Source organism: Microbispora sp. GKU 823, from assembly GCF_002027145.1.
In the GTDB taxonomy this organism is placed as follows: domain Bacteria; phylum Actinomycetota; class Actinomycetes; order Streptosporangiales; family Streptosporangiaceae; genus Microbispora; species Microbispora siamensis.
The window spans coordinates 30,055-52,825 of the sequence record NZ_MWJN01000051.1 but is presented as its reverse complement, the minus strand read 5'-3'; the positions used below and the strand labels follow the sequence as shown (position 1 = coordinate 52,825).

Annotated in this window: 16 protein-coding genes and 2 pseudogenes; 10 read left to right on the top strand and 8 right to left on the bottom strand. The window is 71.5% G+C overall.

Annotation, left to right across the window (positions count from 1 at the left end; genetic code table 11):
• The first annotated feature begins 38 nt into the window (after positions 1–38).
• On the top strand, positions 39–908 hold the full coding sequence (locus B1L11_RS25250) for an alpha/beta fold hydrolase (protein ID WP_079316777.1): 870 nt from the start codon (positions 39–41) through the stop codon (positions 906–908).
• Between the two features lie 146 nt (positions 909–1,054).
• Here B1L11_RS25250 and B1L11_RS25245 read toward each other — a convergent pair whose 3' ends face one another.
• From B1L11_RS25245 to glgP, 3 genes are all read right to left on the bottom strand, one after another.
• Complete coding sequence (locus B1L11_RS25245; protein WP_079316776.1) at positions 1,055–1,828, bottom strand: enoyl-CoA hydratase/isomerase family protein; 774 nt, start codon at positions 1,826–1,828, stop codon at positions 1,055–1,057.
• Positions 1,829–1,849: 21 nt separating this feature from the next.
• On the bottom strand, positions 1,850–2,908 hold the full coding sequence (locus tag B1L11_RS25240; RefSeq protein ID WP_079316775.1) for a glycosyltransferase family 4 protein: 1,059 nt from the start codon (positions 2,906–2,908) through the stop codon (positions 1,850–1,852).
• A gap of 67 nt (positions 2,909–2,975) precedes the next feature.
• On the bottom strand, positions 2,976–5,573 hold the full coding sequence (gene glgP, locus B1L11_RS25235; RefSeq protein WP_079316774.1) for an alpha-glucan family phosphorylase: 2,598 nt from the start codon (positions 5,571–5,573) through the stop codon (positions 2,976–2,978).
• A 380-nt stretch (positions 5,574–5,953) separates the two neighbouring features.
• Here glgP and B1L11_RS25230 point away from each other — a divergent pair, with 380 nt between their 5' ends.
• The 5 genes and pseudogenes from B1L11_RS25230 (at position 5,954) to glgB (ending at position 13,405) form a co-directional block, all read left to right on the top strand.
• On the top strand, positions 5,954–8,002 hold the full coding sequence (locus B1L11_RS25230; protein WP_079316773.1) for an alpha-1,4-glucan--maltose-1-phosphate maltosyltransferase: 2,049 nt from the start codon (positions 5,954–5,956) through the stop codon (positions 8,000–8,002).
• 31 nt (positions 8,003–8,033) lie between these two features.
• Entirely contained in the window at positions 8,034–9,785 is a 1,752-nt protein-coding gene (gene treS, locus B1L11_RS25225) for a maltose alpha-D-glucosyltransferase (RefSeq protein ID WP_079316772.1), read from the top strand.
• Complete coding sequence (locus B1L11_RS54160) at positions 9,782–10,603, top strand: hypothetical protein (protein WP_306291708.1); 822 nt, start codon at positions 9,782–9,784, stop codon at positions 10,601–10,603. The genes treS and B1L11_RS54160 overlap by 4 nt, the downstream gene beginning before the upstream one ends.
• Positions 10,600–11,130 (top strand): phosphotransferase, encoded by a 531-nt coding sequence (locus B1L11_RS54155; protein WP_306291707.1) that lies wholly within the window; start codon positions 10,600–10,602, stop codon positions 11,128–11,130. The genes B1L11_RS54160 and B1L11_RS54155 overlap by 4 nt, the downstream gene beginning before the upstream one ends.
• 47 nt (positions 11,131–11,177) lie before the next feature.
• Positions 11,178–13,405 (top strand): annotated as a pseudogene (gene glgB / locus B1L11_RS25215) (1,4-alpha-glucan branching protein GlgB).
• A 47-nt stretch (positions 13,406–13,452) separates the two neighbouring features.
• On the opposite strand, the gene B1L11_RS25210 reads toward glgB, so the two are convergent.
• Complete coding sequence (locus tag B1L11_RS25210) at positions 13,453–14,535, bottom strand: epoxide hydrolase family protein (RefSeq protein ID WP_306291710.1); 1,083 nt, start codon at positions 14,533–14,535, stop codon at positions 13,453–13,455.
• A 135-nt stretch (positions 14,536–14,670) separates the two neighbouring features.
• On the opposite strand from B1L11_RS25210, the pseudogene B1L11_RS25205 reads away from it, so the two are divergent.
• Positions 14,671–15,659, top strand: a pseudogene (locus B1L11_RS25205) (helix-turn-helix transcriptional regulator).
• Here B1L11_RS25205 and B1L11_RS25200 read toward each other — a convergent pair.
• Complete coding sequence (locus tag B1L11_RS25200; RefSeq protein ID WP_256862866.1) at positions 15,649–16,410, bottom strand: NAD(P)-dependent alcohol dehydrogenase; 762 nt, start codon at positions 16,408–16,410, stop codon at positions 15,649–15,651. The pseudogene B1L11_RS25205 and the gene B1L11_RS25200 sit on opposite strands and share 11 nt — an antisense overlap.
• 382 nt (positions 16,411–16,792) lie before the next feature.
• Here B1L11_RS25200 and B1L11_RS25195 point away from each other — a divergent pair, with 382 nt between their 5' ends.
• Together B1L11_RS25195 and B1L11_RS25190 are read left to right on the top strand one after the other, a co-directional pair.
• Entirely contained in the window at positions 16,793–17,482 is a 690-nt protein-coding gene (locus B1L11_RS25195; RefSeq protein WP_079316771.1) for a DUF2306 domain-containing protein, read from the top strand.
• Positions 17,483–17,561: 79 nt separating this feature from the next.
• Positions 17,562–18,356: a metalloregulator ArsR/SmtB family transcription factor gene (locus B1L11_RS25190; protein ID WP_079316770.1), complete on the top strand. Its 795-nt coding sequence runs from the start codon at positions 17,562–17,564 to the stop codon at positions 18,354–18,356.
• Between the two features lie 75 nt (positions 18,357–18,431).
• On the opposite strand, the gene B1L11_RS25185 is transcribed toward B1L11_RS25190, so the two are convergent.
• Positions 18,432–19,676: an MFS transporter gene (locus B1L11_RS25185; RefSeq protein WP_079316769.1), complete on the bottom strand. Its 1,245-nt coding sequence runs from the start codon at positions 19,674–19,676 to the stop codon at positions 18,432–18,434.
• A 134-nt stretch (positions 19,677–19,810) separates the two neighbouring features.
• On the opposite strand from B1L11_RS25185, the gene B1L11_RS25180 reads away from it, so the two are divergent.
• Complete coding sequence (locus tag B1L11_RS25180; RefSeq protein WP_079316768.1) at positions 19,811–20,746, top strand: LysR family transcriptional regulator; 936 nt, start codon at positions 19,811–19,813, stop codon at positions 20,744–20,746.
• 58 nt (positions 20,747–20,804) lie between these two features.
• Here B1L11_RS25180 and B1L11_RS25175 read toward each other — a convergent pair whose 3' ends face one another.
• Together B1L11_RS25175 and B1L11_RS25170 are read right to left on the bottom strand one after the other, a co-directional pair.
• Positions 20,805–21,461 carry a response regulator transcription factor gene (locus B1L11_RS25175; protein ID WP_079316767.1) on the bottom strand — a complete coding sequence of 219 codons (657 nt, stop codon included), beginning with the start codon at positions 21,459–21,461 and terminating at the stop codon, positions 20,805–20,807.
• Complete coding sequence (locus B1L11_RS25170) at positions 21,458–22,600, bottom strand: sensor histidine kinase (protein ID WP_256862865.1); 1,143 nt, start codon at positions 22,598–22,600, stop codon at positions 21,458–21,460. Before B1L11_RS25170 ends, B1L11_RS25175 begins: the two co-directional genes overlap by 4 nt.
• Positions 22,601–22,771: the final 171 nt, after the last annotated feature.

The following is a 22,771-nucleotide window of genomic DNA, read 5'->3' as shown; positions in this document are numbered from 1 at the left end:
GGAAGGCGGCGGCGACCGCGGACGACATGCTTTAGCCCATGCCAAACATCTGGAGTGAAGAGTTCGGGGCCGCGGCCGACGCGCCGATCGTGCTGGTGATGGGTTCGATGTCGCAGGGGATCCTGTGGCCCGACGAGTTCGTGGGCCGGCTCGCCGCCGGCGGCCGGCGCGTGATCCGCTACGACCACCGCGACACCGGGATGTCCGACGTCATCGACTTCTCGAAGGATCCGTACACATGGGACGACATCAAGAACGACGTGCTGCGGGTGATGGACGCGCACGGGCTGGACAGCGCACATCTGGTCGGCCATTCGGCGGGCGGGCTGCTCGGGCAGCTGATCGCGGTGGAGCGGCCGGAGCGCGTGCGGACGCTCACCGTCATCGGCTCATCGCCGCTCGGCGGCGGTGAGGGCGCGGTGCTCATGCGGGCGCTGATGGGCGAGCCGCAGCCCGAGGGCAGCCTGCCCGAGCCCACGCCGGAGTTCGTCGCGTTCTACCGCGAGCTGATCGCCGCGCCGCCGCCGCGCGACCGGCGGGAGCGGATCGAGCGCATGATCGCGGAGGACCGCGTGCTGCACGGCACCGGGCTGCCGTTCGACGAGGACGCCTCGCGCAGGCTGCAGGAACGCCTGTACGACCGGGCGCGTGACCTCGACGCGGCGGCCAACCACCGGCTCGCCGCGGCGGCGAAGCCGGACTTCGAACCGGTGGGCGTCCTGCACCGGATCAAGGCGCCCACCCTGGTCGTCGAGGGCACGCACGAACCCGCCAAGCCGGGCCACGGCGCCCTCATCGCCGAGCAGATCCCCGGCGCCCGGCTGGTGACGGTCAAGGGCATGGGCCACACCCTGCCGCCCGAGGTGCACGCGGAACTGGCCGACGTCATCCTCGCCCACACGGCCTGACCCGCGAGGGGCGCGGCCGTGTCTGGACTGAGGAGCGCCCGCAGCGAGGAACGAGCGAGCACGCACCGAGGGAAGACAGGGCCTTTGGGCGCCCCGAGCCGCCGCGCCGAAGGCGCGGCAAATCAACACAGGGAGGCGCGGCGATGTCACTGGCCCGTGAATTTGGGGCGGCGCTTCTCGGCGAAGGCCGTCATGCCCTCCCGGGCGTCCTGCGTGGCGAACAGGCCGGAGAACTGGAGCCGCTCGATCTCCAGGCCGGTGTCCAGGTCGGTCTCGAGGCCGTGGTCGATCGCGAGCTTGGCCGCCCGGACCGCGGCGACCGGCCCCTCGGCGAACGTCGCGGCGAGTTCGAGCGCCGCCGTGTAGACCTCGCCGTCGGGCACCACCCGGTCGACCAGGCCGATGGCGAGCGCCTCGGCGGCGTCCACGTGCCGCCCGGTGAAGATCAGGTCCTTGGCCCGGGCGGGCCCGACGAGCCGGGGCAGGCGCTGGGTCCCGCCCGCGCCGGGGATGATCCCGAGGGTGATCTCCGGCTGGCCGAGCTTCGCGCTCTCTCCGGCCACCCGGAAGTCGGCGCACAGCGCGAGCTCGCAGCCGCCCCCCAGGGCGTACCCGGTGATCGCCGCGATCACCGGCTTGCCGATCCGCGCGACGGCGGTGAAGCACTCCTGCAGAGTGCGCGAGTGCACGGCCATGTCGGCGTAGGACATGACCGCCATCTCCTTGATGTCGGCGCCGGCCGCGAAGACGCGCTCGCCGCCATAGACGATGACCGCGTGCGTGTTCGGATCGGCGTCCACGAGCCGCGCGGCCTCCGCGATCTCCTCCTGGACCTGCCGGTTCAGCGCGTTCATCTTCGGCCGGTCGAGCCGGATCGTGGCGATGTGCTCGGAGATCTCCACCCTGACGAATTCACCCATGGCCCCACGATAGAGGGGAGATCAGCGGCGGACCTGGAGGGGCCGCCGGGGAGCGGCCGGCGTCGCGGCCGTGACGCCGTGGTAGACCTGCTCGTAACCCTCGACCATCACGGGCACGTCGAAGTGCCGGACCACGCGGTCGCGCACCGCGTGCGGGTCGAGGGCGGAGACCGCCTCGATCGCGGCGGGAAGCTCGTCGGGCGTGTCGCGGACGTAGCCGGTCACCCCGTCCGCCACGATCTCGGGGACCGCGCCCCGCCGCAGCGCCACCACCGGCGTGCCGCAGGCCATCGCCTCGATCATGACCATGCCGAAGGGCTCGTCCCACAGCAGCGGGAGCACCAGGCACCGGGCCCGGGAGAACAGTTCGTTCTTGAGCGGGCCGTCCGCCTCTCCCAGGTATTCGACGCCGGGCCCGATTAGCGGCTCCACCCACTCGCGGAAGTAGGCCTGCTCCGCCCGCTCGGCTCGCCTGCCGACCAGGAGAATGCGCCGCCCCGCCGCCCGCGCCGCCTCGATCGCGAGATGCGCGCCCTTGTCCGGGCTGAGCCGCCCCAGCCACAGCACCCAGTCGTCCTTGCGCTCCCGGAACGGCCACGCCGCGACGTCCACGGCGTTGTGCACCCGCCCCACCCAGTTCAGGTCGGGCGCGTGGGCGCGCTGGGCCGAGGAGATGGCCACGAGGGACACGTCCGCGCCGAGGCTCCGGTAGTAGCTCCCGAGTTCCCCGCTCACGTCGTTGTGGCAGGTGACGACCGTCGGCACGAGCCGCCCCGCGGCGGTGAGCGGCCCGGCCAGCGAGTGGTCGTGGACGATGTCCACGTCCAGTCCCCGCAGGAGGCGGGCCGCCTCGGCCGCGTGCACCACCTCCGGGAACGGCTCGCCGATCCGTGCCGAGGGCGGCTCGTCGTAGGTCCGCAGATCCACGTCTCGGCCGGCCCCGATGACGGTGACCTGGTGCCCGCGCCCCCGCAGGCCGCGGACCAGGGCGGCGGTCACCGCCTCGATGCCGCCGTACGCGCGGGGCGGGATGTCGTACCACGGCGGCGCGACCATCCCGATGCGCAGGGCCTGTGCCATGGTGCTGGTCTACCCCTCTCACCTGCCGCGGAAGCGGGCGAGAGGGGTGGACCGGACCGTGCGCCCCCTAGCGCAGGGTGCCGTTGGTCATGCCGACCGGCTCCTCCGGGACGGCGACGAGGCCGAGCTCCGCCGCGGAGGCCATCAGCGGGTGGAACGGGACCACGCGCACGCTGTAGCCGAACGCGCCGGTGCGGTCCAGCGGCACGACGCCGGTGTAGTGGGCCCGGCCGTCGTCGCCCACCGAGTCGACCTTCAGCGTGACGTAGCCGGGCGACAGCAGTTCGTCGTGCGCGCCCACCCGGCCGTAGGCGGCCTGGACCTGGACGTCCTCGGGCGACAGCTCGCCGAGGGCGATCGTGGCCCGCAGCTCCAGCCGTGCCCCCAGCTCGGGGGTGTCCCCCACGCCGGTCGCCTCGACGTGCTCGACCCGTACGCCCGGCCATGCCTTGGCCACGCGCAGCTTCCAGGCCGCGAACAGCCGGGCGTTGGCGTGGCCGTCGGCCGCGAGCGACCGGGCGGAGGCCGCCGCCGGGGTGTACAGGTCGGTGACGTAGTCGTGCAGCATGCGCCCGGCGAGCACCTTCGGCCCGAGCGAGCTCAGCGTGTGCTTGACCATCTCCAGCCAGCGCCGCGGCAGGCCGTCGGCGGCCCGGTCGTAGAAGCGGTCGGCGACCTCGCGCTCGATGAGGTCGTACAGCGCCGTGGCCTCCAGCTCGTCGCGGCGCTCGGGGTCGTCCACGCCGTCGGCGCTGGGGATCGCCCAGCCGTTGTTGCCGTCGTACCACTCGTCCCACCACCCGTCGCGGATGGACAGGTTGAGGCCGCCGTTGAGCGCCGCCTTCATGCCGGACGTGCCGCACGCCTCCAGCGGGCGCAGCGGGTTGTTCATCCAGACGTCGGAGCCCGTCACCATGAGCTGGCCGAGCGCCATGTCGTAGTCGGGCAGGAAGACGATGCGGTGCCGCACGTCCTCGGAGTCGGCGAAGCGGACGATCTGCTGGATGAGCTTCTTGCCGCCCTCGTCGGCCGGGTGCGCCTTGCCGGCGATGACGATCTGCACCGGCTTGTCCGGATCGAGCAGCAGCCTGCGGAGCCGGTCGGGCTGGCAGAGCATGAGGGTCAGGCGCTTGTAGGAAGGCACCCGCCGGGCGAAGCCGATCGTCAGCACGTCCGGGTCGAGCGCCTCGTCCACCCAGCCCAGCTCGGCCTCGCTGGCGCCGCGCTGCCGCCACGACTTGCGCAGCCGCCGGCGCGCCTCCTCGACCAGGCGGGCGCGCAGCTTGGCGCGGATGCCCCAGATGTCGGCGTCGGAGAGCTTGTGCACGCCCTCCCAGCCCTGCGCCTTGTCGATCAGCGAGGGCAGCTCCCTGCCGGCGAGCTCCATCATCTCCCGGCCGACCCACGTCGGGGCGTGGACGCCGTTGGTGATCGAGCCGATCGGCACCTCGTCCACGTCGAAGCCCGGCCACAGGCCCTGGAACATCTCCCGGCTGACGTGGCCGTGCAGCTCGGACACGCCGTTGACCCGCTGGGCCAGCCGCATGCCCATGACGGCCATGTTGAAGACCGACTTGTCGGCGTCGGGGCCGTCCGGCTCGGCGCCGAGCTCCAGGATGCGGTCCACCGACACGGTCGGCCAGGCGTTGGACCCGCCGAACTGCCGGGCGATCATCTCGGCGGGGAACCGGTCGATGCCGGCGGGGACCGGCGTGTGGGTGGTGAAGACCGTCCCGGCGCGTACGGCCTCCAGGGCCTCCTCGAACGACAGCCGGGCCTCGGTGAGCTCGCGGATGCGCTCCAGGCCGAGGAAGCCGGCGTGGCCCTCGTTGGTGTGGAACACCTCGGGCTCCGGGTGGCCGGTGATCCGGCAGTAGGCCCGGATGGCCCGCACGCCGCCGATGCCGAGCAGCAGTTCCTGCATCAGGCGGTGGTCGCCGCCCCCGCCGTACAGGCGGTCGGTCACGTCCCTGGCGACCGTGTCGTTCTCGGCGACGTCGGAGTCGAGCAGGAGGAGCGGCACCCGGCCGACCTGGGCCACCCAGATCTGGGCGTGCAGGATGCGCCCCTCCGGCAGGCCGATCTTGATGCGGGCCGGCGCGCCGTCCTCCTCCTTGAGGAGCGTGAGCGGCAGGCCGCCGGGGTCGAGGGAGGGGTAGTGCTCGAGCTGCCAGCCCTCGGCGGACAGCGACTGGGTGAAGTAGCCGTGCCGGTAGAGCAGGCCGACGCCGAGGATCGGCACGCCGAGGTCGCTGGCGGCCTTCAGGTGGTCGCCGGCGAGGATGCCGAGGCCGCCGGAGTACTGCGGCAGGGCGGCGGAGATGCCGTACTCGGGCGAGAAGTAGCCGATCGCCTTCGGCGCGCCCTCCAGCGACTGGTACCACCTGGGGGCGGTGATGTACTCGCGCAGGTCGTCGGCGGCGTCGGCCAGGCGGCGCAGGAAGCGCCGGTCCTGGGCGAGCTCGCGCAGCCTGTCGGCCTCGACCGCGCCGAGCAGCGCGACGGGGTCGTGATCGACACGCTCCCAGACCTCCGGATCCACCTCGGCGAACAGGTCCATGGTCTCGGGGTGCCACGACCATCGGAGATTTTGGACCAACTCGCCCAGAGGTGCGAGCTGTGAGGGAAGAACGGTTCGGACAGTGAACCTGCGGATAGCTCTCACGGGGCCAGACCCTAGTTACTCAGCGCCACGACGCGCGACCGAATCAAACTTGTCGTACTGCGATGCCAGTTCTCGAACGCTCTCACCACCATCAAACCGGTTCAAACCTCACCAAAGTACCCTTGACCTGGTGATGTGCGCGCCCGACGACAGTGGCGGGCACGCAATGATCGATCTCCCGGGGACGCCATCCCAAACACGGCGAGCGGTCTTTCGTCCGACAGGGGTAAGAGTGGACTATTAGGGCAACCCCTGTATGGACGAGGAAGGACCGCGGCCAGCGGATCCTGTCTCCCGTGCTGCCCGCCCGACCACAGCTGTTCCCGCCCCGCAAGCCCCCGGCGGCACCCGGTGTGCCGCCCCCCGAATACGAAGTGACGATGATCGGACGCATTCCCATCCAGGACATCCAGCCCGTCGTCGACTGCGGCCAGTGGCCCGCCAAGGCCGCCGCGGGAGAGACCTTCGAGATCAGCGCGACGGTGTTCCGCGAAGGACACGACGCGGTCGCCGCCGGAGTGGTGCTGATCGACCCCAGCGGCACGCCGGGCCGGATGCTGCCCATGCGCGAGGTCGCGCCCGGCACCGACCGGTGGAGCGTGGAGGTGACGCTGCCCACCGAGGGCCTGTGGCAGTTCCGGGTCGAGGCCTGGAGTGATCCGATCGCCACGTGGATGCACGACGCGGGCATCAAGATCCCCAGGAACATGGACGCCGACCTCATGTGCGAGGAGGGCGCCCGGCTGTTCGAGCGGGCGGCCAAGGGCGTGCGGGCGGCGGACTGCGCGGCGGCGGAGGCGGGCGGCACCTGCGGGCACCGGGCCGCGCTGCTGGCCCTCGCGGCCCGCCTGCGGGACGAGGCGGTGGACCCCAGGGCGCGCTTCGCGGCGACCCAGATGCCCGAGACGGCCGCGCTGATCGCCGCGCACCCGCTGCGCGACCTGCTCACCCGGTCCGGCCGCAACCGCGTACGGGTGGACCGGCGGCGGGCGCTGTTCGGCTCGTGGTACGAGTTCTTCCCCCGCTCCGAGGGAGCCGTGGTGGGGCAGGAGGGCGTCGCGCCCAAGTCGGGGACGTTCAGGACGGCGGCCAAGCGGCTCCCGGCGATCGCCCAGATGGGCTTCGACGTGGTCTACCTGCCGCCGATCCACCCGATCGGGACGCAGTTCCGCAAGGGCCGCAACAACACCCTGACCCCCGACCAGTACGACCCCGGGTCGCCCTGGGCCATCGGCTCACAGGAGGGCGGGCACGACGCCATCCATCCCGATCTGGGCACGATCGAGGACTTCGACGCGTTCGTCGCCAAGACCCGCGAACTGGGCATGGAGGTCGCGCTCGACCTCGCGCTCCAGTGCTCCCCCGACCACCCCTGGGTGAAGGAGCACCCCGAGTGGTTCAACATCCGGGCCGACGGCTCGATCGCGTACGCCGAGAACCCGCCGAAGAAATACCAGGACATCTACCCGCTGAACTTCGACAAGGACCCCGAGGGGATCTACGCGGAGATCAAGCGGGTGGTCCGGCACTGGATGGACCACGGCGTGCGGATCTTCCGGGTGGACAACCCGCACACCAAGCCGGTCCGGTTCTGGGAGCGGCTGCTGTCCGACATCAACACGACCGACCCCGACGTGCTGTTCCTCGCCGAGGCGTTCACCCGCCCGGCCATGCTGCGGACCCTCGCGAAGATCGGGTTCCACCAGTCGTACACGTACTTCACCTGGCGCAACTCCAAGCCCGAGGTGGAGGAGTACCTGCGGGAGCTGTCCCACGAGACCTCGCACTACCTGCGGCCGAACCTGTTCGTCAACACGCCCGACATCCTGCACGAGTACCTCCAGCACGGAGGCGTGCCGGCGTTCAAGATCCGGGCGGTCCTCGCGGCGCTGATGGCGCCCACCTGGGGGGTCTACTCCGGGTACGAACTGGCCGAGAACGTCCCGGTCCGCCCGGGCAGCGAGGAGTACCTCGACAGCGAGAAGTACCAGTACAGGCCGCGTGACTGGGCGGAGGCGGAGCGTGAGGGCCGCAGCCTTGGCCCGTTCATTACCCAGCTCAATTTGTTGAGAAGAGCACACCCGGCGCTCCAGGAATTGCGTAACCTACGGTTTCACAACGTCGACCAGCCGGACGTGATCTGCTTCTCCAAGCGGCTGCCCGGCGCCTATGACACGGCCTCACGACGGCACGGACTAGGCGATCTCGTGCTGGCCGTCGTCAATCTGGATCCACACAACACACACGAGGCGACGGTCTGGCTCGACATGCCCGCCCTCGGTCTCGACTGGCATGCCGAGTTCGTCGTGGACGACCAACTGTCGGGCGAGTCGTACCGCTGGGGGCAGGCGAACTACGTGCGCCTCGACCCGCACGTCCATCCCGCACACATTCTCACGCTCCGCCACGGGTCAGCGCACCGCCCGTGAGCGCAGCTCGGCACATCCGGGGAGTCAAAAGGTGAGCTCGACGACACCTCAGCCCAGTCACTCGCAGCCCAGTCACACACAGCCCGTCCCGAACACCTTCACGGAGGAGGAGCCACGGGATCGGCGCTGGTACAAGCGGGCTGTCTTCTACGAGGTGCTTATCCGGGGCTTCGCCGACTCGAACGGCGACGGCACCGGCGACATCCGCGGCCTCATCGAGAAGCTGGACTATCTCCAGTGGCTCGGCATCGACTGCCTCTGGCTGCTCCCGCTGTACGAGTCCCCCCTCAAGGACGGCGGGTACGACATCTCGGACTACATGAAGATCCTTCCGGACTTCGGTGACCTGGGAGACTTCATCAAGCTGGTCGACGAGGCGCACAAACGGGGCATCCGCGTCATCGCCGACCTGGTCATGAACCACACCAGCGACCAGCACCCGTGGTTCCAGGCGTCCCGGCACGACCCCGAGGGCCCGTACGGCGACTTCTACGTGTGGAGCGACACGGACGAGAGGTACAAGGACGCCCGGATCATCTTCATCGACACCGAGGCGTCCAACTGGACGTACGACCCGGTCCGGGGGCAGTACTACTGGCACCGGTTCTTCCACCACCAGCCGGACCTCAACTTCGAGAACCCGGCGGTGCAGGACGCGATGCTGGAGGTCATCCGCTTCTGGCTCGACCTCGGCATCGACGGGTTCCGGCTCGACGCGATCCCCTACCTGTTCGAGCAGGAGGACACCAACTGCGAGAACCTGCCGGCGACCCATGCGTACCTGAAGCGGGTGCGGGCCGAGGTGGACCGCCTCTACCCCGACCGGGTGCTGCTGGCCGAGGCCAACCAGTGGCCGGCCGACGTGGTGGAGTACTTCGGCGACCCGGTCACCGGCGGCGACGAGTGCCACATGGCCTTCCACTTCCCGCTGATGCCCCGCATCTTCATGGCGGTGCGGCGGGAGTCGCGCTACCCGATCTCGGAGATCATGGCCCAGACGCCGAAGATCCCCGAGAACTGCCAGTGGGGCATCTTCCTGCGCAACCACGACGAGCTCACGCTCGAGATGGTCACCGACGAAGAGCGCGACTACATGTACTCCGAGTACGCCAAGGATCCCCGCATGCGGGCCAACGTCGGCATCCGCCGCCGGCTGGCGACACTGCTGGACAACGACCGCAACCAGATCGAGCTGTTCACCGCGCTGCTGCTCAGCCTGCCCGGCTCGCCGGTCATGTACTACGGCGACGAGATCGGCATGGGCGACAACATCTGGCTCGGCGACCGGGACGGCGTCCGCACGCCGATGCAGTGGACGCCCGACCGCAACGCGGGCTTCTCGAACTGCGACCCCGGCCGCCTCTACCTGCCGGTGATCATGGACCCGATCTACGGCTACCAGGCGATCAACGTCGAGGCGCAGCAGAAGAGCGCCAGCTCACTGCTCCACTTCACCAAGCGGATGATCGAGATCCGCAAGCGTCACCCGGTGTTCGGCCTCGGCGAGTTCACCGAGCTGAACTCGTCCAACCCGAGCGTGCTCGCGTTCGTGCGCGAGCTGGGCGACGACCGGGTCCTGTGCGTCAACAACCTGTCGCGCTTCCCCCAGCCGGTCGAGCTCGACCTGCGCAGGTTCGAGGGATCCACGCCGGTCGAGTGCATGGGCGGAGTTCCTTTTCCTCCGATCGGTGAGCTTCCGTATCTTTTGACGCTCCCTGGGCATGGGTTCTATTGGTTCACACTGCCCGTCACGCACAGGACGGCCGGCACGAAGGAGGAGTGACGACTTCACTTCAGGGACTCCTGGCCGGCTGGATCACCGGACAACGGTGGTTCGCCGGCAAGGGGCGCGCCATCGACGACCTGTCCATCGAATCCGAGATCGAGATCGCCGCCGGCGACCCCGCGCTGCTCCACCTGATCGTGTGCGTGCGGCAGGGGGAGCGCCGCACGCGCTACCAGATCCCGGTCGGGCTGCGCGAGCACCTGCCCGACCGGCTCGGGCACGTGCTCGTCGGCACGTGCCGCCGCGACGGCCGCGAGGTGAACGTCTACGACGCGCTGCACGACTCCGCCCTGACCGGGCACCTGCTGGAGGGGATGGCCGCCGACCGCCGGTTCGACGGCCTCGGCTTCCACCCCGCGCACGGGGCGGAGATCGACACCTCGCTACGCAGCCTCGTGCTGACCGCCGAGCAGTCGAACACCTCGCTGGTGTACGGCGACAAGTACATATTCAAGCTGTTCCGCCAGCTCAACCCGGGGGTGAACCCCGAGCTGGAGATCATCACGGCGCTCGCGGACGCGGGCTCGGCCCACGTGGCCAGGCCGTACGGCTGGATCGAGACCGAGCTCCAGGGCGAGCCGACCACCTTGGCGATCATGCAGGAGTACCTGCAGAACGCCAACGAGGGCTGGTCGATGGCGCTGACCAGCGTGCGCGACCTCTACGCGTGCCCCGAGGGCATGCCCGCGGAGGACGCCGGAGGCGACTTCGCCGCCGAAGCGCAGCGGCTCGGGCTGGCCACCGCGCAGGTGCACCGCGAACTCGCGCGGGCCTTCCCCACGGGGACGATCGAGCGCCCGAGATCAAGCGGATGACCGAGCGGTTCCGCCGCCGGCTGGACAAGGCGGTGGCCGAGGTGCCGCGTCTCGGCGAGCACGCCGCCGTGGCCGCCGAGGCGTTCGACCGGCTGTCCGACGTCGGCCACGAGATCCCGGTGCAGCGGGTGCACGGCGACTACCACCTCGGCCAGGTCATGCGCACCATGACCGACTGGGTCGTGCTCGACTTCGAGGGCGAGCCGGGCCAGCCGCTGGCCGAGCGGCGGGCGCTCGACTCGCCGCTGCGCGACGTGGCGGGCATGCTGCGCTCGTTCGAATACGCCGCACGGCACCTGCTGGCCGGGCACCCGAATGCCGACGGGCTGGAGAGCCGGGCCAGGGAGTGGTCGGAGCGCAACCGGGCCGCCTTCCTGGCCGGCTACTCCGAAGGCGGCGGGCGCATCCGCGGTGACGACGCGGTGCTGCTGCGCGCGCTCGAACTGAGCAAGGCGGTGTACGAGGTCGTCTACGAGGCGCGCAACCGCCCCTCGTGGCTGCCCATCCCGCTCGCGGCCTTTCGCTGACAAGATCAGGGTGTTCGGAGGGATATATCTAGGGCAGGTTGGGCGACATGGACTTGGACCGGCTGGCGGGGGGCGCGCACCACGACCCCCACTCCATATTGGGGGCCCATCCCGGGCCCGACGGCGTCACGATCAGGGCCCTGCGCCCCTTCGCGGAGAAGTCGAGGTGCTGGCCGACGGGTCGGCACACGAGATGGGCCACGTCGCGTTCGGGGTGTTCGAGGTGACGTTGCCCGGCGTCGACAAGATCCCCGACTATCGCCTGCGCATCACCTATCCCGACGCCCCGCCGTACGAGACGGACGATCCGTACCGGCACTGGCCGACGCTGGGCGAGCTGGACCTCCACCTGATCGGTGAGGGCCGGCACGAGCGGCTGTGGGAGGTGCTCGGGGCGCGGGTGATGCGCCACGAGGACGTGGACGGGACGGCCTTCTCGGTGTGGGCGCCGAACGCGCAGGGCGTGCGGGTGATCGGCGACTTCAACCACTGGAACGGGGCCGCCCACCCCATGCGCTCGCTCGGCCGGTCGGGCGTGTGGGAGCTGTTCCTCCCGGAGGTCGGCGAGGGCACGCGGTACAAGTTCCAGATCCTCGGCCTCGACGGGATCTGGCGGGAGAAGGCCGACCCGATGGCCCGCCGCACCGAGGTGCCCCCGGCGACCGCCAGCATCGTCGAGAGGTCCACGTACGAGTGGCGCGACGAGGAGTGGATGGCCGCCCGGCCGTCGCACGACGCCCTCGCCGAGCCGATGAGCACCTACGAGGTGCACCTGGGCTCCTGGCGGCCCGGCCTGTCCTACCGCGACCTCGCCCGCGAGCTGGTCGCGTACGTCAAGGACATGGGGTTCACACACGTGGAGTTCCTGCCGGTCGCCGAGCATCCGTTCGGTGGCTCGTGGGGCTACCAGGTGACCTCCTACTACGCCCCGACCTCGCGGTTCGGCTCCCCCGACGACTTCCGCCACCTCGTCGACGAGCTGCACCGGGCCGGCATCGGCGTGATCGTCGACTGGGTGCCCGCGCACTTCCCCATGGACGAGTGGGCGCTGGCCCGCTTCGACGGCACGCCGCTCTACGAGCACGCCGACCCCGCCCGCGGCACCCACCCCGACTGGGGCACGTACGTCTTCGACTTCGGCCGCAACGAGGTGCGCAACTTCCTGGTGGCCAACGCGCTCTACTGGCTGAAGGAGTTCCACGTCGACGGCCTGCGGGTGGACGCGGTGGCCTCGATGCTCTACCTCGACTACTCGCGCCGCGAGGGCGAGTGGACGCCCAACGTGTACGGCGGCAGGGAGAACCTCGACGCGATCGAGTTCCTCAAGGAGATGAACTCCGTCGTCTACCGCGAGGAGCCGGGGATCGTGACGATCGCGGAGGAGTCGACCGCCTGGCCCGGCGTGTCGCGGCCCGTCCACCTCGGCGGGCTCGGCTTCGGCTTCAAGTGGAACATGGGCTGGATGCACGACTCGCTCAGCTACATGTCCCGCGAGCCGATCTACCGGCAGTATCACCACCACCAGATGACGTTCTCCCTGATGTACGCCTTCTCGGAGAACTTCGTACTGCCGCTGTCGCACGACGAGGTCGTCCACCTGAAGGGGTCGCTGCTGGGCAAGATGCCGGGCGACGAGTGGCAGCGCTTCGCCAACCTGCGCGCGCTGTACGGCTTCATGTGGGCCCATCCCGGCAAGCAGTTGCTGTTCATGGGCGGCGAGTTCGGCCAGGGGGCCGAGTGGTCGGAGGCGAACGGCCTCGACTGGTGGGTGCTGGACTTCGACTTCCACCAGGGCGTACGCCGCCTGGTGAAGGACCTCAACCGCGTCTACCGGGAGTCGCCCGCGCTGTACTCGCGTGACAACACCCACGAGGGCTTCCGCTGGATCGACGCCGACGACGCCTCGGGCAACGTGCTGTCGTTCCTGCGGTACGGCGCGGACGGCTCGGTGCTGGCCTGCGTCGCCAACTTCTCCGGCGCCCCGCACGAGGACTACCACCTCGGCCTGCCCACCCCCGGGCGGTGGGAGGAGATCCTCAACACCGACGCGTACGAGTACGCCGGGAGCGGCGTCGGCAACATGGGCGCGGTCGAGTCGGTCGAGGAGCCGCGGCACGGGCTGCCCTGCTCGACCCGGCTGCGCGTGCCGCCGCTCGGCGTCGTGTGGCTGCGGCCGGTGGAGAGCCCGACGGCCGTGAGCCCGGAGATGGAGGAGCGGGCCGAGGAGCCGGAGGCGGCGCAGGCCGAGCCCGAGGGCCTGGTCGCCGAGTCCTGAGCCCCGCCCGAATCCCGGGGTCTACCCCGGGATTCAGGCGGAGCAGGTCAGGCGCGCCCTCGGAAGAACTCCCGCAGGTCCTCCACGAGCAGGCCGGGCGTCTCCAGGGCGGGGAAGTGGCCGCCCCGGTCGAACTCGGTCCAGCGCACGATGGTGTGCGTCGCGTCGGCGAACTTGCGGATGGCGAAGTCCGTGGGGAAGACCGCCACGGCCGTCGGCACGCTCGATCGCTCGCGCGGCGCCCACATTGATGGATCGTTGAACCGCTCGAAGTAGGTGTGCGCGGCCGAGCCCGCGGTGCCGGTGTACCAGTAGAGGCTGACGTCGGTGAGGATCCGGTCGCGGTCCACGGCGTCTTCTGGCAGATCGGCGGCCGGGTCGGTCCACTCCTGGAACTTCTCCACGATCCAGGCGAGCTGGCCGGCCGGGGAGTCGTGCAGGGCATGCGCGATCGTCTGCGGCCGGGTGCCCTGGATCTGCATGTACGCGCTCGACCGGTCCTGCCAGTCCTTCATCCGTCCCAGCCGCTCCCGTTCGGCCTCGGTGAGCGCGGCCATGTCGGCCGGGTCCCCCGTCGGGAAGGTGACCAGCGCGTTGAGGTGGACCCCGATGACCCGGTCGGGCGCCGTCCGGCCGATCAGCGGGGCGATGAAGGCGCTCACGTCGCCGCCCTGCACGCCGTACCGGTCGTAGCCGAGCCGGTCCATCAGCTCCGCCAGCGCCGCGGCGGCACGTCCGTCGGTCCAGCCGGCAGCGGGGAGCGGGCCGGACAAGCCGTACCCGGGAAGCGACGGGATCACCACGTGGAAGGCGTCGGCGGCGTCGCCACCGTGCGCCACGGGGTCGGTGAGCGGGCCGATCACGTCGAGGAACTCCACGATCGAACCGGGCCAGCCGTGCAGCAGCATCAGCGGCGTGGCGTCCGCCACGGCCGAGCGGACGTGCAGGAAGTGCAGGTCGACGCCGTCGATCGTGGTCGTGAACTGCTGATGGGCGTTGATCGCCGCCTCGTGCGCCCGCCAGTCGTACTTCTCCGCCCAGTACACCGCCAGGTCGCGCAGGTAGCCGGTCGGCACGCCGCGCTCCCAGCCGGTTCCCGGCAGCTCGGGGGCCCAGCGGGTGCGGGCCAGCCGGTCGCGCAGGTCGTCGACGTCGGCCTGGGGGGATCTCGATGCGGAACGGACGGATCTCGGTGTTCGTCATGCGATCACCGTAGGAACGATCGGTGTCAGCTTCGGTCACCAATGGCAGGCACAATTGCGGCCATGCTGGAAACCTCGGCACGACTGCTCCGGCTGCTGTCGCTGCTCCAGTCGCGCGGCGACTGGCGGGGCGCCGACCTGGCCGGACGACTCGGCGTGGGCCTGCGTACGGTGCGGCGCGACATCGACCGGTTGCGCGACCTCGGTTATCCGGTGGACGCGACCCCGGGAGTCGCGGGCGGTTACCGGCTCGGCGTCGGCACGGCGCTGCCGCCGCTGCTGCTCGACGACGAGGAGGCGGTGGCGGTCGCGATCGGGCTGCACACGGCGGCGACCGGCAGCGTGGCCGGGCTTGAGGAGAGCTCGGTGCGGGCGCTGGCCAAGCTCGAGCAGATGCTCCCGGCCCGTCTCAGGCACCGGGTGACCGCGTTCCGAGCGGCGGCCGTGCCGCTGACCGGGCCGGTGCCGGTCACCGAGACGGTCGACCCGGGCCTGCTGACCGCGCTCGCGGCGGCCTGCCGGGACCACCGGCGGCTGCGGCTGCGGTACCCGGGTGGGGACGGCCTGTCGGTCCGTACCGTCGAGCCCCACCGGCTGGCTCACACGCACCGCCGGTGGTATCTGCTGGCGTGGGACGTGGACCGCGACGACTGGCGGACCTTCCGGGCCGACCGGATCCAGGGACCTGTGGACCCGCCCGGCGCCCGGTTCACCCCGCGCACGCCTCCCTCCGGTGACGTGGCGGCGTACATCTCCCAGGCGATCTCGTCGGCGCCCTACCGCTACCGGGCCCGGATCCTGTTCGAGGCCCCGATCGAGGCGGTGGCCCGGCGCTCCTCCCCCACGCCGGCCGACTGGAGGCGCACGGCGCCGACGCCTGCCTGTTCCACACGGGCTCCGACTCACTGGAGACGCTGGCCCTGCACGTCGCGGCCAAGGGATTCCCGTTCCGGGTGCTGGACCCGCCCGAGCTGATCCCGGTCCTGCGCGACCTGGCCGATCGGCTGAGCGTGGCGGCCGAAGCAGGCCCCGGAGGGCCGGTCAGACCGTGATGACGACCTTTCCGGAGGCGTGCCCCTCTTCCACGTATCCGATGGCCGCCGGGATCTCGCCGAACGAGTAGCCGCGGTGGACCACCGGGGTGACCTTGCCGTCCTCGATGAGCTCGGTCAGCCGCATCAGGTCGCCCCGGATGTTGCCGCCGTCGGTCACCCGGGTCACGGCCACGCGCTGGGACACGAACGGCGACACCGCGAGCGTCGCGATGATGTGGCCGACGGGCTGCAGCCACCGCCCGGCCGGCCCGCCGACGACGACGTGGGTCCCCCGGGGCTTCAGCACCCGCGCGCAGGCCCGCAGCGAGCGGGTGCCCGCGATGTCGAGCACCAGGTCGTGGCGCCGCCCGCGCCGGGTGAAGTCCTCCTTCGTGTAGTCGACGACCTCGTCCGCGCCGATCGACCGCACCAGGTCCGCGTTCCGGCCGCTGCACACACCGGTGACCTCGGCGCCGAACGCCTTGGCGAGTTGCACGGCGAAGGTCCCCACGCCGCCCGAGGCGCCGTTCACGAGGACGTCGTGCCCCGCCTGGACCCCTCCCTGGTCGAGCGCCATCAGTGCGGTGACGGCCGCCATCGGCACCGCGGCCGCCTGCTCGAACGACAGGTTCTCCGGCTTCCGGGCCAGCGCGCTCTCCCGTACGCACACGTACTCGGCGAAGCCGCCCTGCGTGAGCAGCGCGAACACCTCGTCGCCCGGGCGGAAGGCGGTGACGCCGGCGCCGACCGCCTCGACCTGTCCGGCCACGTCGGCGCCCAGGATGCGGATTCGCGGCCCGCGCGGCGAGCGTGCCGCCCATCAGGCGCGCGACGTACGGCTCGCCTCTCATGTGGTGCCAGTCGTACGGCTGGACGGAGGTGGCGCGCACCCGGACCAGCACCTCGCCGGGGCCGGGCACCGGCGTGCCGACGTCGGTGAGCTCCAGGACGCCGGGCGGACCGTACGAGCCCAAGACGTACGCCTTCATCGCATTCTCCTCGTCGCCTCGGCGGTGGGGAGTGCCAGCGTAAGAAGCGCCGGACGCAGGGCGTATCGGCCGAAAGTACGCCCGATCGACAGCCGATCGGGCGGTGCCGATCCGGCCGTTGTGCCGATGAACCGCCGCCCTCTCGCGGACCACGATGGGCGCATGACCGAATCGACGAAAGCGCCCACGCTCGCACCCCGGTGGCTCGTGCCCGCCGCGCTGATCGCGCTCAGTGCCGTCCCCGTGATCGCCGGCGCCACCCGGCTGGGCCAGTTGGCCGGCGGCGGGCCGGTCACGCACGACAGCGTCCGGTATTTCGCGGTGCCCGCGCCCGTCGTCGCGCACATCATCGCCGTCACGCTCTTCAGCGTCCTGGGGGCCCTCCAGTTCGCCCACGGATTGCGCCGCCGCATGCCCGCCTGGCACCGCGCCGCCGGGCGGCTCGTGGTTCCGTCCGGGCTCGTCAGCGCGCTCACGGGTCTGTGGATGACGTTGTTCTATCCCCACCTGCCCAACGACAGCGCCCTCCTTGTGGGCCTGCGGCTGGTGTTCGGCACTCTCATGATCGTGTCCCTCGTCCTCGGCTTCGCGGCGATCCGGCGCCGGGACGTCGCCCGTCACCGCGCCTGGATGACGCGGGGCTACGCGATCGGCATGGGCGCGGGCACCCAGATCCTGACCGTCGGCCCCTGGATGGCGCTGGCCGGCGAGCCCGGCCCGCTCCCCCGGGCGCTGCTGATGGGCGCCGGATGGGTGATCAACCTCGTCGTCGCCGAGTGGGCCGTCCGCAAGGCCCTCCGAACTCCCCGCTCTGTCCCGAGGGGCGAAGCGCATCGTAGCCGTGCGCGTTGACAGGCAGCCATCCGGCTGCCTAAATTAAAGGCAGCCGTTAGGTTGCATATCGACAGGCGACCCGGGTACGAGGGCGGGCATGGACGAGGTGTTCAAGGCGCTGGCCGATCCGAGCCGGCGCGCGCTGCTCGACTCGCTCAACGCCCGCAACGGGCAGACGCTGCGCGAGCTGTGCGCCGGACTCGACATGGCCAGGCAGTCCGTCAGCAAGCACCTCGCGGTGTTGGAGGAGGCCGGGCTCGTCGCCACCGTGCGGCGGGGCCGGGAGAAGCTGCACTACCTCAACGCCGCGCCCGTACAAGAGATCGCCCACCGGTGGATCAGCCGCTACGATCGGGCCAGGGTCGAAGCCCTGGCGGACCTGAAACTCGCCCTGGAGGAGACCCCGATGGACGCGCCGACCTTCGTCTACACCACCTACATCCGCACCACCCCGCAGAAGCTCTGGCAGGCGCTGACCGAGCCCGCCTTCACCCGCCGCTACTGGGCCACGGAGTTCACCACGGACTGGTCCGTCGGCTCGCCGATGACCTGGGACAACCACGGCGTGCTGATCAGCGACCCGGAGCAGGTCGTGCTGGAGGCCGAACCCTACAGCCGGCTCTCCTACACCTGGCACGCCATCACCCCGGAGCTCGCCAAGCGCTTCGGCTGGGACGAGGAGATGCTCGCCCGGCTGTCCGGCGAGGCCCGCTCGAAGGTCACCTTCACGATCGAGGAGGCCGCCGCGCAGGTCGTGAAGCTCACCGTCGTGCACGACGGCTTCGAGCCCGGATCGAGCCTGGCCGAGATGGTCAGCCACGGCTGGCCGAACGTGGTGGCGAGCCTGAAGTCGCTGCTGGAGACCGGCGAACCGCTGCCGGAAGACGCGTGACCTCGGCGACGGCGCCGGCCACCCGTGCCGGCAGCGCTGGGTGAATGAGATCGCGGTGACGGCCGTGGCGGCCCGTCAGGCCCGGCTCGGTGCCGCCTCGGGCTGGTCGAGGGGCGCCGCGGCGCGCCGGGGAAGCAGCAGCGGGGTCGCCAGCAGGAGCACGCCGGCCAGGCCGATGGCCGTACGCGGGCCGATCAGACCGCCCAGCACTCCCCATGCGGCCGTCAGGAGCGCGGTCGAGGCCTTGGTCGTCACCGACCAGGCGGACAGCGTGCGGGCGACCCGATCGGTGGCGGTGCGCTCGAGGCGGTAGGTGGCGCAGACGGGGTTGAAGATCCCGCAGCAGAAGATGAGTCCGAGTTCGACGCCCATCACCAGCAGCAGCCCTCCGGTGCCCGGCCCCAGGAAGGCCAGGCCGACGGGCCAGAGCGCGCGCAGCACCCCGGTCACGACCAGGACCCGGTGCTGCCCGAACCGGGTGACGAGCGGCCGGGCCAGCCGCGAACCGAGCAGCCCGCCGATCGCGGGCGCGGCGAAGGCGAGGCCGTACTGCCACGGCGCGAACCCGAGCCGGCCGAGCATCAGGACGGCCAGCAACGCGTCGGCGGCCATCAGCAGGCCGTTGAACACGGCGGTGTTGAAGAACAGCGGGCGCAGCGTCGGGTCGGCGAGGATGTACCGCCAGCCGTCGAGCAGGTCCCCCGCCCGCGTGCGTGCGGCCTCGCGGCGCTCGGGCCGCGGCTCCTGGCCGCCCGTCGCGCGGATGCCCAGGGCCGAGAGCAGGTAGCTGACCGCGTCGGCCACCACCGTCGCCACCGGACCGAGGAGCCCGATCGCGGCACCGCCGAGCGGCGGTCCGATGATCGTGGTCGTCCAGGACGTGGACTCGAATCGGGCGTTGGCCACGAGCAGGTCCTCGGCCGGCAGCAGCGTCTTCAGGTACGCGCCGGAGGCGGCGCGGAAGGTGATGTCGGCCGCCGCGACGACGACCGAGACCAGCAGGAGCTGGACGAAGGAGAGCACGCCGAGCGCGAACGCGGCGGGGATCGTCAGCAGCGCCGCGAACCGCACCAGGTCCATCCCGATCAGCACCGGCCGCTTGCGGCGGAACTCCACCCACGGGCCCAGCGGCACCGCCACGGCCGCGCCCACCGCGGCCCCCACGGCGGACAACGCCGCGACCTCCACCGGCCCGGCGTGCAGCACCTGGACCGCGATCAGCGGGAACGCGCCGAAGGCGAGCCATGTGCCGAGCGCGCTGGTCCCGTACGCTGCCCAGAGCCATCCGAACCGCCGTCCCAGCCGGTGCCCGTTCCCCATGTCCGACGCCCCCGTCACTCACCCGCACAACCGATCCGCGATGGGAAGCATCAAAGCGAGCGCCATGCCCCGAGATCAAACAACCACTGGGCCACCCGGCCACAACCGGCGGTTGTGTCCCTAGGGTGTCCCGCATGGACCTCGACACCGTCCGGACCTTCGTCGCCGCCGTCGACGCGGGGCAGTTCCAGGAGGCCGCCGCCGAGCTGGCGGTCACCCAGCAGGCCGTCTCCAAGCGCATCGCCGCGCTGGAGCGCAACCTCGGCGTGCGGCTGTTCACCCGCACGCCGCGCGGCGCCGAGCTCACCATCGACGGGCAGGCGTTCCTGCCGCACGCCCGGGAGCTGCTGCGCGCCGCCGACCGGGCCGTCGCGTCCGTACGCGCCGGCCGCCGTCCACTGCGCGTCGACGTACTCAACTCGCGCGGCGCGGCCTCGGGCCTGATGCGCGGCTTCCACCGCGCGCACCCCGAGATCGACCTCGACGTGGTGATGCTGTTCGACATCGAGAGGGCCGTCGCCGCCGTCCGATCCGGCGCGATCGACGCGTCCTTCCGCGCGGTCGGCATGCCCGGCCGGCCCCTTCCCGAGGACATCGCGTCCGTGCGGGTGCTCGACGAGCCGCTCCAGCTCCTCACCGGTCCCGCCCACGCGCTGGCGGGCGCCCGGTCGGTGACCGTCGCCCAGCTCGCCGGGCACCGGATCTGGATGCCCGGCCTCGTCCCCGGCACCGAGTGGGCCGCCTACTACGACGACCTCGTCGCCGAGTTCGGCCTCACCATCGAGGCGACCGGTCCCAACTTCGGCTCCGACGCGCTCCTCGACACCATCGCCGACACCCCGGCCCTGGCCACCTTCATGGGCGGTCAGACCCGCGTCGTCTGGCCCGCCGGCCACGGCCTGCGCCGCATCCCGGTGACCGACCCCATGCCGGTCTATCCGCACTCGCTCCTGTGGCACCGCGACAACCCCCACCCCGCGCTGGCCACCCTCCGCGCCCACCTCGCCGCCACGGCGGCCGGCCACGACGCGGCCGGGACGTGGGTGCCGGACTGGGCGGTCCCGCGCTGAACGCCCACCGCCCCGGCGGCGCGCCGATCGGCCGAAGGCGCGGGGGCCGGGACCCCGGTCAGCTCCCGACGCGGCCGGTCTCGTAGGCCCAGATGGCGATCTCCACGCGGTTGCGGGCGCCGAGCTTGGCCATCAGGCTGGCGACGTGGGTCTTGACCGTGCTGAGCGAGATGTGCAGCTCGGCGGAGATCTCACCGTTGGTCCGGCCGCGCGCCACGGCGGCGAGGATCTGCTCCTCCCGGTAGGTGAGCGCCTCGATGGGCTGCGCGGGTGACGGGGCGGGACCGGTGCGGGCGAAGGTCCCGAGCAGCCGCGCGGTGACGCTCGGGGCGATGAGCGCGTCGCCGCCGGCGGCGGCGTGCACGGCCTGCGCGAGCATGTCGGCGCCGGCGTTCTTCAACAGGAAACCCCGGGCCCCCGCTCTCAGCGCGGCGTAGACGTACTCGTCGAGGTCGAACGTGGTGATCACGACGACGGCGAGGGGGTCGGCGACGTCCGGACCGGCGAGGGACCGGGTCGCCTCGATGCCGTCGGTCCCGGGCATGCGGATGTCGAACAGGCACACGTCGGGGCGCAGCCGCCGCGCGAGCTCGACGGCCCGCCGCCCGTCGGCGGCCGTGCCAACGACCTCGATGTCCGGCTGGGCGTCGAGGATCATCGAGAGCCCGGTGCGGACGATCTCCTGGTCGTCGGCGATCAGCACCCGGACGGTCATGACGCGACGCCGGCCCGGGGAAGCACCGCGGTCACCGTCCACCCCCGATCGCGGTCGGGGCCGGCCACGCAGGTGCCGCCGAGCAGGTTCGCCCGCTCGCTCATGCCGATGATCCCGTATCCCGGCGACGCGGCCGGGCGCGCGGAGCCCCCGCCGCCGTCGTCGCGCACGCACAGGCGCACCGCCGTCTCGTCGGCGGCGACGCGCACCTCGACCCGGGTGGCGCGGCGCGCGTGCCGTACGGCGTTGGTCACCGCCTCCTGGGCGATGCGGTAGACCGCGGACTCGACCGACGGCGACAGGCCGTCCAGGTCGCCCGATATCTCCACCTCGACCGCCGGGTGGTGGGAGCCGCCCCGGCTCGCGAGCCGTTCGATCTCGGCGATGCGCCGGCCGGGGGTCAGCTCCGCCGGCCGGTCCCGGCGCAGGACGCGGACGATGCCGCGCATCTCGTCGAGGGCCCGTGCCGCCTCGGCCTCGATCACGCGGAGGGCCTCGGTCGCGGCGTCCGGCCGCGACGCCGCCGTGGCGAGCCCGGCCTGTGCGCGGATGGCCATCGCGGAGACGTGGTGCGCGACCGTGTCGTGCAGGTCGCGGGCGAGTTGCTCGCGCATCATCAGCTTGACCTGGTCCAGCTCGCGCATCCTCGCCCCGGCCCGATAGCGGAACACGCCGCCCAGGCTGGTGGTGGCGAGCATGACGGCGAACGGCCCGACCACGTCGGTGGGGGCGGCGTGTTTGACGAGCACGGAGAGACCGGCGGCGGCGAGCATGATTCCCAGGCCGGTCACGATCTCCCGGCCCGATCCCCACCGGAACAACGCGTACGGCAGGACCAGCATGTATACCAGCGTGTACATGTCGAGGGTCGTGCCGGTCACGAGGATCGGGATCACGCCCGTGGCGACGAAGCAGATCGCGAGCATCGCCAGCGGCCGGGTCCGCCGCCACAGCAGGGTGGGCGCAAGCCCGACGGTGACGGCCACCTCGAAGAGCCGCCAGGGAAGGTCCGGCCGCAGCACCCCTTCGAGCACCGCGAGCGGCACGAGCATCCCGACGAGCGCCCAGTCCCGCCACACCCGTACGGGTGCATCGGGGGGACGGGGCTCGGACCACACGGAGCGGGCGAAGCCGTACACCGACCCATGGTACGAGAGCCGGTGCCCGCCGCGCCCGCCCCGGAGTGGAGACTCTCCTGTCGCCCGGGCCGGCGCCGGCGACCTTAGCGGAGGCTTAAACGACGCTTAGAGGGGTGCGAGGGCGTTGACCCCTTCGCAGTCTGTGCTTACTCTCCTAACTAATAGGAAACT